Source organism: Variovorax endophyticus (genome assembly GCF_025376855.1).
GTDB lineage: Bacteria > Pseudomonadota > Gammaproteobacteria > Burkholderiales > Burkholderiaceae_C > Variovorax.
In genome coordinates this window covers 17,752-31,662 of sequence record NZ_JAHUTH010000030.1, presented here as the reverse complement: position 1 = coordinate 31,662, position 13,911 = coordinate 17,752, and the positions used below count along the sequence as shown (strand labels likewise).

The 13,911-nt window shown below is 59.4% G+C and carries 10 protein-coding genes; 7 read left to right on the top strand and 3 right to left on the bottom strand.

The window, feature by feature from the left end; all coding sequences use genetic code 11:
* The first annotated feature begins 164 nt into the window (after positions 1 to 164).
* From KV106_RS30990 to KV106_RS30980, 3 genes are read left to right on the top strand one after another with little or no spacing between them, the layout of a single operon-like run.
* Positions 165 to 1,583: a mannose-1-phosphate guanylyltransferase/mannose-6-phosphate isomerase gene (locus KV106_RS30990; protein ID WP_261214976.1), complete on the top strand. Its 1,419-nt coding sequence runs from the start codon at positions 165 to 167 to the stop codon at positions 1,581 to 1,583.
* Positions 1,580 to 2,386: an ABC transporter permease gene (locus KV106_RS30985; protein ID WP_261214975.1), complete on the top strand. Its 807-nt coding sequence runs from the start codon at positions 1,580 to 1,582 to the stop codon at positions 2,384 to 2,386. Before KV106_RS30990 ends, KV106_RS30985 begins: the two co-directional genes overlap by 4 nt.
* A 6-nt stretch (positions 2,387 to 2,392) precedes the next feature.
* Positions 2,393 to 3,097: an ABC transporter ATP-binding protein gene (locus KV106_RS30980; RefSeq protein WP_261214974.1), complete on the top strand. Its 705-nt coding sequence runs from the start codon at positions 2,393 to 2,395 to the stop codon at positions 3,095 to 3,097.
* A gap of 58 nt (positions 3,098 to 3,155) precedes the next feature.
* On the opposite strand, the gene KV106_RS30975 is transcribed toward KV106_RS30980, so the two are convergent.
* Positions 3,156 to 5,435, bottom strand: coding sequence for a glycosyltransferase family 4 protein (locus tag KV106_RS30975; protein WP_261214968.1), 2,280 nt, complete (start codon positions 5,433 to 5,435; stop codon positions 3,156 to 3,158).
* Between the two features lie 43 nt (positions 5,436 to 5,478).
* Here KV106_RS30975 and KV106_RS30970 point away from each other — a divergent pair, with 43 nt between their 5' ends.
* From KV106_RS30970 to KV106_RS30955, 4 genes are all read left to right on the top strand, one after another.
* On the top strand, positions 5,479 to 6,753 hold the full coding sequence (locus KV106_RS30970; protein WP_261214966.1) for an FkbM family methyltransferase: 1,275 nt from the start codon (positions 5,479 to 5,481) through the stop codon (positions 6,751 to 6,753).
* Between the two features lie 17 nt (positions 6,754 to 6,770).
* Complete coding sequence (locus KV106_RS30965; protein WP_261214964.1) at positions 6,771 to 10,418, top strand: glycosyltransferase; 3,648 nt, start codon at positions 6,771 to 6,773, stop codon at positions 10,416 to 10,418.
* Between the two features lie 144 nt (positions 10,419 to 10,562).
* The gene (gene gmd / locus KV106_RS30960) at positions 10,563 to 11,600 is read left to right on the top strand and encodes a GDP-mannose 4,6-dehydratase (RefSeq protein WP_261214962.1); all 1,038 of its coding nucleotides are present in this window, start codon (positions 10,563 to 10,565) and stop codon (positions 11,598 to 11,600) included.
* Positions 11,597 to 12,481 (top strand): GDP-mannose 4,6-dehydratase, encoded by an 885-nt coding sequence (locus tag KV106_RS30955; RefSeq protein ID WP_261214960.1) that lies wholly within the window; start codon positions 11,597 to 11,599, stop codon positions 12,479 to 12,481. Before gmd ends, KV106_RS30955 begins: the two co-directional genes overlap by 4 nt.
* Here the strand turns inward: KV106_RS30955 and rfbC are convergent.
* Together rfbC and rfbA are read right to left on the bottom strand one after the other, a co-directional pair.
* Positions 12,460 to 13,008, bottom strand: coding sequence for a dTDP-4-dehydrorhamnose 3,5-epimerase (gene rfbC / locus KV106_RS30950; RefSeq protein ID WP_261214958.1), 549 nt, complete (start codon positions 13,006 to 13,008; stop codon positions 12,460 to 12,462). The two genes, KV106_RS30955 and rfbC, sit on opposite strands and share 22 nt — an antisense overlap.
* Positions 13,005 to 13,904, bottom strand: a complete 900-nt coding sequence (rfbA, locus tag KV106_RS30945; protein ID WP_261214956.1) for a glucose-1-phosphate thymidylyltransferase RfbA — start codon at positions 13,902 to 13,904, stop codon at positions 13,005 to 13,007. The genes rfbC and rfbA overlap by 4 nt, the downstream gene beginning before the upstream one ends.
* Positions 13,905 to 13,911: the final 7 nt, after the last annotated feature.

Genomic DNA, 13,911 nt, shown 5'->3' with positions numbered 1-13,911 from the left:
GTCGATCATTCCGAAAACTCGCGCCGAGGCCATGGCCGCGCGAAGAAAAGGCCGGTGGTGCGCACTTTCAGCGCGGGGCGTCGCAACGAACGCCTGCTCACGGCTCGCCCCGGCAGGGGTCGGTAAAATTATCGCTCCTCCATAAAGAAACAAGGTTTAAAAAGATGCGGGTGCTTTCAGTGGTGCTGTCGGGAGGCGCCGGATCGAGACTATGGCCTGTCTCGCGTCAAGCCTTCCCGAAGCCTTTCATGAAGCTCGGGGGCACAACGCTGCTGCAGCAGGCGATCGAACGGGGTCAGGCATGCGGCACGGGCGACCTGATGATCGTGACCAACAAGGACCACTTCTTCCTGACGAAGGACGTGCTCAGCGGTATGAGCGACCCGCCGGACACCACCTATTTGCTCGAACCAAAGGGACGGAACACCGCGCCGGCCGTTGCCCTTGCCGCCCTGCAATGTGAGCAGCAGTTCGGAGGCGATACGGTGATGCTGGTGCTGTCGGCCGACCACCTCGTCCCCGACGTCGAGGCCTTCGTCGCCAGCGCGAGCGAAGCCTTCCGACTGGCCAACGAGGGCTCGCTGGTGCTGTTCGGCATCGCGCCCACCGCGCCCGAACCCGGCTTCGGCTACGTCGAGGTCGACCGCGTCTCGCGCCAGAGCCAGCCGGTCAAGCGCTTCGTCGAGAAGCCCGACCTCGCCACGGCCCAGGAATATCTGGCAACCGGGCGCTACTACTGGAACAGCGGCATGTTCTGCTTCACCGCCGCCAGCATTCTGGCCGCGTTCGAAAAGCAGGCCCCCGAGGTTCTGCGTGCCGCCCGGAACGCCATGGGCAATGCCACGCGCAACGGCAGCACCCTCGATTTCAACCTGCACACCTTCGGCCTGCAACCCGACATCAGCATCGACTACGCCGTCATGGAGCGGGCCGACAACGTGCACGTGGTACCCGCCAAGTTCTCCTGGAACGACGTAGGCTCCTGGCCCGCCGTGGCGAGTGCCCATCCGGCGGATGCCAACGGCAACACGCTGCCGGATGACGTCGTGGCCGTGGACACCACCGGCACGCACGTCCAGGTCGAGAGCCATGGCGCCAAGGTGGTGGCCACGCTCGGCGTCCATGACCTCGTGATCGTCGACACGCCCGACGCGCTGCTGGTGGCGCACAAGAACAGCGCGCAGCAGGTCAAGAAGGTCGTGGACTTGCTGAAATCGCGCACGCACGAGACCGTTCAGTTGCCGGCCACCGTCCATCGTCCCTGGGGCACCTATGCGTCGCTCAAGGAAGAAGACGGCTACAAGGTCAAGCGCATCACGGTCAAGCCGGGCCAGTCGCTTTCGCTGCAATACCACCACCAGCGCGCCGAGCACTGGGTCGTGGTCCAGGGCAAAGGCATCGTGCAGATCGGGGAGGTCGAGCACGAGACCGTGCGCGGCCAATACCGCTACATTCCACTTCAGGAGAAACATCGCCTCACGAACACCGGCCACGAAGAACTGGTGCTGATCGAAGTGCAGTGCGGGAGCTACCTGGGAGAAGACGACATCGTCCGCCTCGCGGACACCTATGGACGAGCATGAGCAGTACCGCGCATTCAAACCTACATCGCAACGCCTGGGCGGACTGGTGGGAAGGCACCCGGCGGCCCGACATCTGGTGGACCCTGGCCTGGTTCGATATCGTCCTTCGCTACCGCCGCTCGCTTCTCGGCCCACTATGGCTGACCTTGAGCATGGGAGTCATGATCGGCGGCATGGGCCCGCTGTACAGTGCGCTCTTCGGCACAGAACTCTCAAGATTCTTTCCCCATCTCGCGCTCGGAGTGATTTTCTGGGGCTTCTTCTCCAACATCGTCACCGATGCTTGCCATACGTTCGTCAATTCATCGCACTATCTGAAACAGGGCTACTTTCCCATCACTCTGTTTGTCTGGCGCGCCTTGGCGCGCAACGTCATCCAGTTTGCACACCAGATCGTGCTCTATGTACCGGTCGCGCTCTGGGCCGGCATCGCTCTCACCTGGCATGCGCTGTTGTTCTTCCCTGCATTTCTGCTGCTGATCATTAACGCGCACATGGTTGGCTTGCTGCTCGGCTTGATCTGCACGCGCTTTCGCGACATTACCCAGATCGTGACCAGCCTGATGCAAATGCTGATGTTCCTCACGCCGGTGTTCTGGCTGCCGGAAAGCCTTCCTGGTCGCGCAAGGTACGTGCTGTGGAATCCACTGGCACAGATGCTCGATCTACTTCGCACACCGCTGATGGGCGGGATGGCCAGCTTGCACGATTGGCTTGGCATTCTCTGCTGGACGATCGGCACCACCGTGGTAGCCGGGCTGCTCTTCATGAAATACCGCCGTCGCGTCGTTTACTGGCTCTGAGAATTCATGGCACTGATCTCACTCAAGAATGTCTCGGTCAATTTCCCGATCTATGGAGCGGGGGCCAGTTCTCTACGAAGCACTTTGGCAGCATCGGTAACCGGTGGCCGTCTGGGCAAGGAGACAGGTGTCACTGTCGTGCAGGCGCTACACAACATCAATATCGAACTGCGTAGCGGCGATCGACTAGGGCTGGTTGGCCACAATGGCGCGGGCAAATCGACCCTGCTTCGCACCTTGGCGGGCGTCTACGAACCATCGTCCGGAGAATTCACGCGCCAGGGCACCGTCTCCAGCCTGATCGATCCGGTATTGGGCATTGAAGTGGATGCCAGCGGCCTCGAGAACATTATGCTACGCGGCCTTGTGATGGGAATGAGCAGGAAGCAGGTGGAACAATTGACCAGGGAGATCTGCGAGTTCAGCGGTCTTGGTGAGTATGTGAACATGCCGGTGCGAACATATTCGACAGGCATGCTGATGCGCTTGGCGTTCTCGATCTCCACGAGCGTTCAAGCAGACATTCTGCTAATGGATGAATGGCTTTCGGTAGGCGACGCCGAATTCACCGAAAAGGCCGAAAAACGGATGCGCGATGTCGTCGCCAAGTCAGGCATATTGGTCTTGGCATCTCACTCTCCTGACCTCATCGCAAAGGAGTGCAACCGCGTGATTCATCTGGAACACGGGCGAATCGTGGTCACATCTTGACGACTCGGCCAGCCTTTTTCATTGCCGTTACCCGCCCGGATGCCGGCTGCCAGGGCGGCTACTTGCGATCGCCGGAGACAAGAGCTTCCTGAATCTCCGCAAGCCTGGCGGCAGCCCTCTTGCCAGCCATCTCCACCGACAACGCATGCAAAGCGCTTTCGCGAGCCCTTGAGCCAATCTCCGCGGCGAAAAGGCGATCGTCGAAGACCCTCCGCATCAGTTGTGCAGCATGCGCTTCGGAGGGTTCCGCCCACTCCATGCCCGCGCTATAAGGCGGAACGTCAGCCTGCAACGTCACCAGTTCGCAATCAACCAAGAGGCTGTTTTCTTCATTCATGAAGTCGACATTTCCCGAAAATCTGGTGGCGATGACCGGCTTCCCCATCAGCATTGCCTCCGCCATCGTCAGCCCCAACCCTTCGCTTCGGTGCAACGAGATATAGGCATCGCATGCACTCATCAGTGACATTACTCGATCAGCGGCAAATATCTCATCGATCAGCAGGATATTGTGGCCTTCTATCGCAGTCTGCAATTCGGTAAGCTGATCGGGATGCTTGTCTCCATACGATGTCTTGATGACCAATGTCGCCAATTCCGACGGAGCGAATGCTTGACGAAATGCACGCACCAGCCCCAGGGGATTCTTCCGCTCCATCACGCTCGCCATATGGAACGTAAATAGAAACATGAAGTGTTCGCCTGGAACTCCGAAGCTCCTCGAATCCGCCTTTTCATGCTCGGCCAGCGAGAGCCCTGGGAAAATCGTTTGCACCGGCTTTGTCAAGGTCTTGCGCATACCCCGAGCGACGAATTCGGTTGCAGCCCAAACCTCGTCCACCTCCTCCAGGTGATCAAGCCACTTCGACGGAATCGTATCGAACTCCCAGTACCAGTACGCGATGCGAAAAGTTCGGGGATCTCGAGGGTGGAGATCTGCTCGCTGAAAGGCCTCATCGAAAAATGGATCCGGTTGCACATGCACGATCGTGATATCGAAGCATTCAAGTCCATCGAACGCCAGATGATGCGGATCGTCCCTGGGATGCGTCCTGACATCTCGCAGTGACGTCTGAACGCCAACGGCCTTGAGGCCATTGACAAGCGACTCCACCGACACCCTAAGGCCGGAGGGATAGCAAAAGTGGCCGAGCACATTGACACCTGGCTGCACCAGTTCCACCGCCGTCTTCTTCACATCCAAAAGCCGGCACCAGGCAATGGATTCATCATGCAGGCCAGCGTGCTTCGACGTCAGCCATGCAAGAAAAACCTCCGCGCTTTTCGTGTCGCGAAGGGCTTCCGGATGTTCAGCCTGCCAAATGGAGCGCGCGAAGTAGGCCAGCCGTATTGAATGTGCCGTGCCATAGAGTTCGGGCCAATCGGGCGAATCGAGCCAATCGCCCGACTCTCCATAGGTTCGCCGAAACCATTCGACGAACCGTGTTCGACCGAAAACTGTGGCACCGTCCGGAAATTGCTTTTGCCATTCCGGCGTGAAAACCAAGGCCCGAACGAGCTCAAGCCGTGGCTGCTCAGAGGCTTGCCAGAAGAGCCACCAGATCTCTTCCAGCGAAAGGCTCGAATCATGCCTTTCGAACTCGACAAACCATTCGAACAAAACTGGATAGCCCGGAACGGTAAGGCCGTGGGGCATCGCGTTCCGAACGCGGCCACTGTTCAGAAATGCTTGCCTAGCCCTGGCTCCAAAATCGGAAGCGAGCAACTTCCCAATGCAAGCCTTTCCTTCATCCGTGAGGCCAAGCTCACTACCCGGCTCGCCTGCCATCCACTGAGCGAAAGCGGAGTCGGCCCCACCCGTGGTTGCGTCTGGAAAGGCGAGTCGCAAGTCTTCCCGCCGAGACAGCAAGTCCAGACAAAATCGCACCGCACCACCAACATCCTCAACCTCATCCGCACGCTGTCTCGGAAGCAAGAAGTGCTCACCCAGATGCCCCAGCTGTGTCAGGGCATTACGGGAATTCCATCGGAGCCTTGCGGCCCCGACGCCCATGCCGCGGCCATCGCCGGCGTGGCGCTGTACGTCATCTGCCCGCTGCAGCAGCAACTGAATCCTTTGCTCCCGAGTTGCCGCGAGTCTGCGGGTGCTCAGAAAGCGAAGCCTCTGCGGAATCTGCCAAGGCGTGATCAGCCACCAAATAGCCTTTAACGCACGCCTTATCTGCTGACTTACAGCACGCCTCATGGGGTTCGTAGGACCTGCATCGAAAACTATCATGTTATTTGTTACGAACATGCTGGCGGCGCCAGCGACACCTCCAGCGGCAAATGTGGGGGCTTCTACAATCGCACCCGCCGTGGCGATACGCGCACGCACGGTTCTCTCCAGAGGCGGCGTCAAAATCATACAAGGTTAAAACATGGCTTTCCTGTCCTACGCTCAAAACTTCGAGGACGTTGTTTTGTGGCGAGCCCTTCAACATGTCAGCAACGGTTTTTACATCGACATCGGTGCGCAGCACCCCACCGACGACTCAGTCAGCAAGGCGTTCTACGAACGGGGATGGCGCGGCATCCATGTAGAACCCGTGCCCGCGTATGCTTCGCTGTTGAGGAATGACCGCCCGGAGGAATTGGTACTGCAACTGGCACTTTCGGATAAAGAGGGCGAGGTCGAATTTCATGTGATCTCCAACACCGGACTCAGCACTCTGGTGCAAGGCTACGCGAACTCACATGAAGTCGAGCATGGATTCGGTCACCAAGTGTTGCGCGTTCCGACGCTACCGATCCGCAGTGCATTCTCCGCCTACGAGGGTCGCGACATCCACTGGATGAAGATCGACGTGGAGGGCGCCGAGGAGCTCGTCCTGAGGGGATGGGATCCCACGCGCCTGCGTCCATGGATTATGGTCATCGAGGCGACGGTGCCGATGTCCCAGACTCCCTCGTACCAAAGCTGGGAGTCCATTCTTCTGGATGCTGACTATGCGTTTGCGTACTTCGATGGACTGAACAGGTTCTACGTCGCGGCCGAGCATCAGGAATTGGCCGCGGCGTTGAGTACGCCTCCAAACGTATTCGATCAAGTCCGGATCGGAACACGGGTGGGCTCATGGTGCGAACACTGGGTGGGTCGCTTCGATCAGGCGCAGGCGGATCGAGAACGCATCGAGGGGGATTTGAGGGTTTCGAATGAGAGCCTAAATGCGTTGCGCGATCTATTGAAGGAGTCGACGCTCAATGTAAAGCGGCTCGAATCAAGGGAGCGGCAACTCATTCAACGAGCCTCGCAAGCAGAAGCGCACGCGGCCGCGCTGGCGCTGCAAGCCCAGAGCATCTATCGAAGCACTTCATGGCGCATTACCGCTCCGCTGCGCGTGGCGGGGCATCCATTTCGCCGACTCAGCAGCGCTCTTCGAGAAGATAGGGTTCTATCCGGCCTGCGGCGTCGTGGCATCGGGCTCATTCGGCTTGCGGCCTTGGCAAGCCAGAAGAGTCCGGGCACCCAGAAATGGATACGCCTCCTGCTCCGAATGGCTCCTGGATTGCGCACGAAGTTAAAAGCGGAACTAGAGCCTGCCCTGACGCATTCCCCACGGCCGGCGACCTTCGACGGGTACGCCTTGACTCCTGCTGCCGCGGAAATTTTTGATCAACTGTCCAAGCAGATACCTCCGGAACAGCGGAAATAACGGATAAAGGGAACAGAATGAGAATTGTTGTAGATCTGCAAGGCGCCCAGACCGGTAGTCGCTTCAGAGGCATCGGTCGCTATTCACTGGCAATTGCCAAGGCTCTTATCCGACAAGCCAAGCATCATGACATCTGGGTCATTGCCAATCAGGGGCTTTCGGGTCCATCCGAGTACTTCCAGTCGGAGCTCGGAATTTCTCCAGACCGAATCAAGTACTTCGCCTGCGCAGATGCGGTCAGTTGGCACGACATGGCAAACAACTGGCGGCGTGAGGCGATGGAGATCTCGCGGGAGAGCTTCATCCAACGCCTACAACCCGACTCGGTATTTGTTTCCAGTCTCTTCGAGGGCGGCCTCGACGATGCAGTGCTTTCGATCGGCCGGCTGCCGACCGATCACAAGACATCGGCGATCTTGTACGACCTGATCCCGCTCACCGACCCCACGAAGTACCTGCCTAGTCGCTGGTCTCGGGCTTGGTATGACGAGAAAGTGGCGGATCTGCGGCGAGCGGACATGCTCTTCTCGATCTCAAACTACTCGACCATCGAAGCGCAGCGCCTTCTGGATCTGCCGTCTGATCGCATCACGACAATCTCCGCCGCTGTCGAATCGAAGTTCCTCAAGCTTCCTCCGGATGACTCGGGCCTTCTGACAATTAGGTATCGACATGGCATCGAAGACAAGTTCATCTTCTGCACGGGCGCAATGGACGAGAGGAAAAACTTGCCTCGTCTGATCGAAGCATATGCCCGACTTCCCAGAAGTATCATCGATTCTCATCAACTTGCCCTTGCCGGGAAATGGAACTCGAGCGAGGCGGACCAGATAAGAAAAATTGCAGAAAAACTGCAAATCGCCGGCAGGGTCCTAGTCCTGGATCATGTGTCCGATGACGACCTCGTTCTCCTGCTGAATGCCGCTTCCTTGTTTGTCTTTCCTTCGCTCATAGAGGGATTCGGCCTTCCTCCATTGGAAGCAATGGCTTGTGGGACGGCAACCATTGCATCCAATACGACCAGTCTGCCTGAGGTCATCGGATGGTCAGATGCACTTTTTGATCCAACTGATACGCTTGCAATCAGCGTGGCAATGAAGAGGGCACTGAGCGATCAAGGCTTCCACGACGCACTTCGTAAGCACGCCACTGACCAAGCTTCAAAGTTCTCGTGGAGTCGCTCGGCGGATATCGTGCTCGAGGCCCTGGAACGCCTTCATCTGGACAGATCAGGAAAGGCTCATGCGACGCCTCAAACCGGATGGTCACGAACCCTCGAGAATTGGCGGCGGGAAAGCGATGCAGTGGTCGCTCGGCTGGCCGCTATCTCAACCACGGTCCTACCCAGTACGAGTGACTTGCAGCAATTGGCGCGCGTCATCGCGACCGACAACGAATCCACACGCTGGATGCTTTGCGAAACCCAGGCATCGAGTACCGACCAATGGCGTCTCGAAGGGCCATTCGACAGCAGCTACAGCCTGGCGTTGGTGAACCGGGAACTCGCGCGAGCCATCGATGCCTCGGGCTTCAGCGTAGTGCTTCACTCGACGGAAGGCCCCGGGGATTTTGCGCCGAACCTAGACTTCCTCGAGCACAACCCCGACATCCAACGGCTTCATGAGCGGGTATCGCTGTACCCCCCAGAAGATTGCCTGATCAGCAGTCGAAACCTCTTTCCACCAAGAGTTGCCGACATGAACAGCCGCATCAATCTGCTGCACACCTACGGCTGGGAGGAAAGCGGATTTCCGGCGAAATGGATAGACGACTTCAATGAAAACCTCCAAGGAGTCGCGTGCGTTTCGGAACACGTCCGTAAAACGCTTGTTGACAATGGCTTGAGAGTGCCGGCGTGGGTCGTCGGCGCTGGAACCGATCATTGGGAGCGCGTCGAAGCATCAACGAGTTATTCGGCGCCCGGCAACGGATTTCGCTTCTTGCACGTCTCTTCCTGTTTTCCGCGCAAAGGGGCGGACATTCTGCTTGAAGCCTACGGCGACGCGTTCTCGATCGACGACGATGTCTGCCTCATCATCAAAACCTTCGCGAATCCTCACAACCGAATCCACGATTGGCTTCGCGAGGCCAGGGCTGAAAAGTCCGACTTTCCGCAAGTCATCGTGATCGAACAGGATCTTTCGGACGAAGAATTGAAGGCCCTGTACCTCTCCTGCGACTGTCTTGTGGCCCCGAGCAAGGCCGAAGGCTTCGGGCTTCCTTTGGCAGAAGCCATGCTGTGCGGAATGGAGGTAATTGTTACTGGTTGGAGCGGCCAACTGGATTTCTGCACCGATCAGACCGCTTGGATACTCGACTACGATTTCGAGAGCGCCAACTCTCACCTCGGCGTCTTCGATTCGGTGTGGGCACGCCCGAGCAAGAGGCACTTGACGACACTCATGAAAGATGTTCGGTCGTTGACCGGTGAAGAGAGAGGTCGGCGTTCGACGCACGGTCGACTGCTTCTCGAGGAGAGGTTTCAATGGAAACACGTGGCGGAACGGATGAAGATGGGTGCCCTGCGTATCGCATCCGGGATCAGCCGCTTCGAACCGCGGGTGGGATGGATCAGCACCTGGAATACCCGCTGCGGAATAGCCACTTACTCCGCGCATCTGGTCAGGCATATGCCGTCGCCGGTAGCCATTCTCGCCCCTGACGCACAGGAATTGACCGAGGAAGATACTGCGAATGTAGTTCGTTGCTGGGACCAGTATGCTTCGCCCGACCTCTCTCGACTTCAAAGTCAGATCGACAAGCTTGACCTGGACACACTCGTTGTTCAATTCAACTACGGATTCTTCGATTTCGCTCAACTGGCCACATTTATCACCCATCAGGTCGATCTGCGGGGCAGACATGTCGTCGCCGTGCTGCACTCGACCCAGGATCCACCCGACGCGCGGGCACAAAATAAGGAGCTGAGAATTCTTGTACAGACGTTGCGCAAATGCCAACGCGTGATTGTTCATTCAGTCAACGATCTCAATCGCCTGAAAGCCCTTGGGGTGGCAAGCAACACCCTGCTTTTTCCGCACGGACTCCTCGATCACCAACCTACCAGGAAGACTAATCCTTCAGATTCTGTATTCACAATTTCGACCTATGGCTTCTGCCTTCCACACAAGGGCCTCCCTGAAATAGTGCAGGCTCTTGCCCTGCTAAGAAAAAAGGGAGTTCCGGTGCAACTCAAGCTTATCAACGCAGAGTATCCCGCCGAGTCCTCTCGCCAGTTGCTCCTCGAATTGCGGAAATTGGTTGCAGAACTGGGATTGACCAAGGCAGTCGAGTTTCACTCCTCTTTTCTCTCGGACAGTGAGAGTCTGTCGCTTCTCGATCAATCCGATCTGATCGTGTTCCCCTACCAGAACACGGGGGAGTCGGCCAGCGGGGCAGTTCGCTATGGCCTTGCGAGTCGCCGTCCAGTTGCTGTAACCCCTATTTCCATCTTCGACGACCTCGCTCAAACCGTGCACAGGCTCCCAGGAGCCTCCGTAGCGGACTTGGTGAACGGCCTGGAAGATCTGATTGCGCGCATCAGATCCGGCGATGACCACTTGGCAGCAGTCGAACGCCAGGCGGACGGCTGGGTGGATGCCCATGTCTATTCGAAGCTCGGACACCGCTTTTCCAATCTTCTTTTCGGACTGCGAAACGAATGAGTCTCGATGCATGCGTGCAGCGCTGATGGCTGGGAAGCGCTCCTGCACTCGTGCGCTCGCGCGCCATGAGGACCCGATTCCCGATGAGGCAAAATCGACCCATTATTGAAAGAGCTGCGAGCTTATCGGCATAGAAGGATTTACATGCAAAAACGTGCAGTGATAACTGGCATCACAGGACAGGACGGAGCTTACTTGGCGAAGTTGCTCCTCGAAAAAAACTATGTGGTCTTTGGCACCTATCGCAGAACCAGTTCGGTCAACTTCTGGCGCATCGAGGAACTCGGCATCCAGAATGCCCCCAATCTGCACCTGGTCGAATACGACCTGACCGATCTCGGCAACTCCATCGGCCTACTCAATCGCTCGCAACCCGACGAGGTCTACAACCTTGCGGCCCAGAGCTTCGTCGGAGTGAGCTTCGATCAGCCAGCCACCACGGCCCAAATCACCGGCGTGGGTGCCTTGAATCTGCTCGAGGCCATCCGCCTGGTCAACCCCAAGATCCGCTTCTACCAGGCCTCCACCTCCGAGATGTTCGGCAAGGTCCAGGCCATTCCGCAGATCGAGGAAACCCCTTTCTATCCGCGCAGCCCCTACGGCGTTGCGAAGCTGTACGCGCACTGGATGACCATCAACTACCGCGAGAGCTACGACATCTTCGGCTGCAGCGGCATCCTGTTCAACCACGAGAGCCCGCTGCGCGGCCGTGAGTTCGTCACCCGCAAGATCACGGACAGCGTGGCAAAGATCAAGCTCGGCAAGCTCGACGTGCTCGAGTTGGGCAACCTCGATGCCAAGCGCGACTGGGGCTTCGCCAAGGAATACGTCGAGGGCATGTGGCGGATGCTGCAGGTCGACGAACCCGATACCTACGTGCTGGCAACCAACCGGACGGAAACCGTCCGCGATTTCGTGCGGATGGCATTCAAGGGCGCCGGCATCGACGTGGACTTCAAGGGCTCCAACGAGGCCGAAACGGCCGTGGACACCGCGACCGGCAAGACGGTGATGCGCGTGAATCCCAAATTCCACCGCCCTGCGGAAGTCGACCTGCTGATCGGGAACCCGGCCAAGGCCAAGGCCAAGCTCGGCTGGGAACCTGCCACCACGCTCGAGCAACTCTGCCAGATGATGGTGGAGGCCGACCTGCGCCGCAACGAACAGGGATTTTCGTTTTGAAAATCCTGCTGACCGGCGCGGATGGATTCACCGGCCGCCCGTTCGTTCGCCACGCCGAGTCGGCGGGCCACGAGGTGATCCCGCTGCGCGCCGATCTCACGGATCCGGATGCGGTGAGCGCCGAGGTCGGCAACGCGGCACCGGATGCCGTCGTCCATCTCGCGGCGATCAGCTTCGTGGGACATGCCAACGATGGTGCGTTCTATGCGGTCAACGTGGTCGGAACGACGAATCTGCTGAATGCACTCACGCGGCTTGCCGTTCCGCCACGCCGGGTCCTGCTGGCGAGCAGCGCGAACATCTACGGCAACACGGCCACTTCACCCATCTCGGAAGCCCAGCCGCCGGCGCCGGTCAACCATTACGGCATGAGCAAGCTGGCCATGGAATACATGGCCCGCACCTACGGTGACAGGCTCAACCTGCTGATCACGAGGCCCTTCAATTACACCGGCCCCGGGCAAGACGCCAACTTCCTGATCCCCAAGCTGGCCCTGCACTTCGCCCGCTGCTCGGAGTCGATCTCCCTCGGGAACCTGGACGTCGAGAGGGAGTTCAACGACGTGCAGATGGTGTGCGATGCCTACCTCGAGTTGCTGAGCGTCGGCGAGGCCGGCGAAACCTACAACATCTGCTCAGGCCGCCCCCATGCACTTCGATCGGTGATCGAGATGCTGGCGAAAATGACTTCGCACAACCCTCGCATCGAGGTCAATCCGGCTTTCGTGAGAGCCAACGAAGTCCATCGGCTGTGCGGCGATCCCGCCAAGCTGCATGGACTCCTGGCTCGCCACGGCCGTACGCTGGCCGAGCCGGCGCTCGAGGACACGCTGCGGCGCATGCTCGCCGCAGCCGCGGATCAGGCGAAGACTTCCGCCTGATCGAGCGAGAGGGCAGCCATGTCCTTCGCTGAAAGCTGCGGCGCCACGCCGACATCCGGCCAGGCGATGCCGAGTGCGGCATCGTTCCAGGCAATCGCCCGCTCATGCACCGGCGCGTAATAGTCGGTCGTCTTGTACAGAAACTCCGCCGTCTCCGTCAGCACCAGGAAGCCGTGCGCGAACCCGGCGGGCACCCACAGCTGCTTGTGGTTGTGCTCGCTGAGCTCCTCGCCCACCCACCGGCCGAAGGTCGGCGACGAGCGGCGGATGTCCACCGCCACGTCGAACACCGCGCCGCGCACGCAGCGCACCAGCTTGCCCTGCGGCTGCTGGATCTGGTAGTGCAGGCCGCGCAGCACGCCCTGGGCCGAGCGCGAATGGTTGTCCTGCACGAACTCGACATGGCGCCCCACGGCCTCGTCGAAGGCCTTGCCGTTGAAGCTCTCGAAGAAGAAGCCGCGCGCGTCGCCGAACACCTTCGGCTCGATGACGAGAACGTCGGGAATCGCGGTAGGGGTGACTTTCACGAACGCACCTCGTCCTTCAGCAGGCGTTGCAGGTACTTGCCATAGCCGCTCTTGGCGAGCGGCGCGGCGAGCTTCTCGAGCTGCGCGGCATCGATGAAGCCGTTGCGCCAGGCGATCTCCTCGGGGCAGGCGATCTTCAGGCCCTGGCGATGCTCGAGCGTGGCGATGAACTGGCCCGCCTCGAGCAGGCTCTCGTGCGTGCCGGTGTCGAGCCAGGCATAGCCGCGCTGCATGATCTGCACGTTGAGCTGGCCGAGGTCGAGGTAGGCCTGGTTGACCGCGGTGATCTCGAGCTCGCCGCGCGCGCTGGGCTTGACGGCCTTGGCGATGTCGACGACCTGGTTGTCGTAGAAGTAGAGGCCCGTCACGGCGTAGCTGCTCTTGGGTTCGAGCGGCTTCTCCTCGATGCTGCTGGCCTTGCCCTGCGCGTCGAAGGCCACCACGCCGTAGCGCTCGGGGTCGTGCACGTGGTAGGCGAAGACGGTCGCGCCCTTGGCCTGCGCATCGGCGTCGGACAGCAGGTGCACGAAGTCGTGGCCGTAGTAGATGTTGTCGCCGAGCACCAGCGCGCTCGGCGAATTGCCGACGAACCTGTCGCCGATGATGAAGGCCTGCGCCAGCCCGTCGGGACTGGGCTGCACGGCGTACTGCAGGTTCAGGCCCCACTGGCTGCCGTCGCCCAGCAGTTGCTGGAAGCGCGGCGTGTCCTGCGGCGTGCTGATGACGAGGATGTCGCGCATGCCGCCGAGCATCAGCGTGCTCAGCGGGTAATAGATCATGGGCTTGTCGTACACCGGCAGCAGCTGCTTGCTGATCGCGAGCGTGGCCGGATGCAACCGCGTGCCCGAGCCGCCGGCCAGGATGATGCCCTTGCGCTGCGTCGTCTGGATGGTCATCGTTGGT

Coding starts and splice junctions, on each gene's coding strand:
- KV106_RS30990 (WP_261214976.1), top strand. CDS start 165: ATGCGGGTGCTTTCAGTGGTGCTGTCGGGAGGCGCCGGATCGAGACTA.
- rfbA (WP_261214956.1), bottom strand. CDS start 13,904: ATGACCATCCAGACGACGCAGCGCAAGGGCATCATCCTGGCCGGCGGC.
- KV106_RS30985 (WP_261214975.1), top strand. CDS start 1,580: ATGAGCAGTACCGCGCATTCAAACCTACATCGCAACGCCTGGGCGGAC.
- KV106_RS30970 (WP_261214966.1), top strand. CDS start 5,479: ATGGCTTTCCTGTCCTACGCTCAAAACTTCGAGGACGTTGTTTTGTGG.
- KV106_RS30980 (WP_261214974.1), top strand. CDS start 2,393: ATGGCACTGATCTCACTCAAGAATGTCTCGGTCAATTTCCCGATCTAT.
- KV106_RS30965 (WP_261214964.1), top strand. CDS start 6,771: ATGAGAATTGTTGTAGATCTGCAAGGCGCCCAGACCGGTAGTCGCTTC.
- gmd (WP_261214962.1), top strand. CDS start 10,563: ATGCAAAAACGTGCAGTGATAACTGGCATCACAGGACAGGACGGAGCT.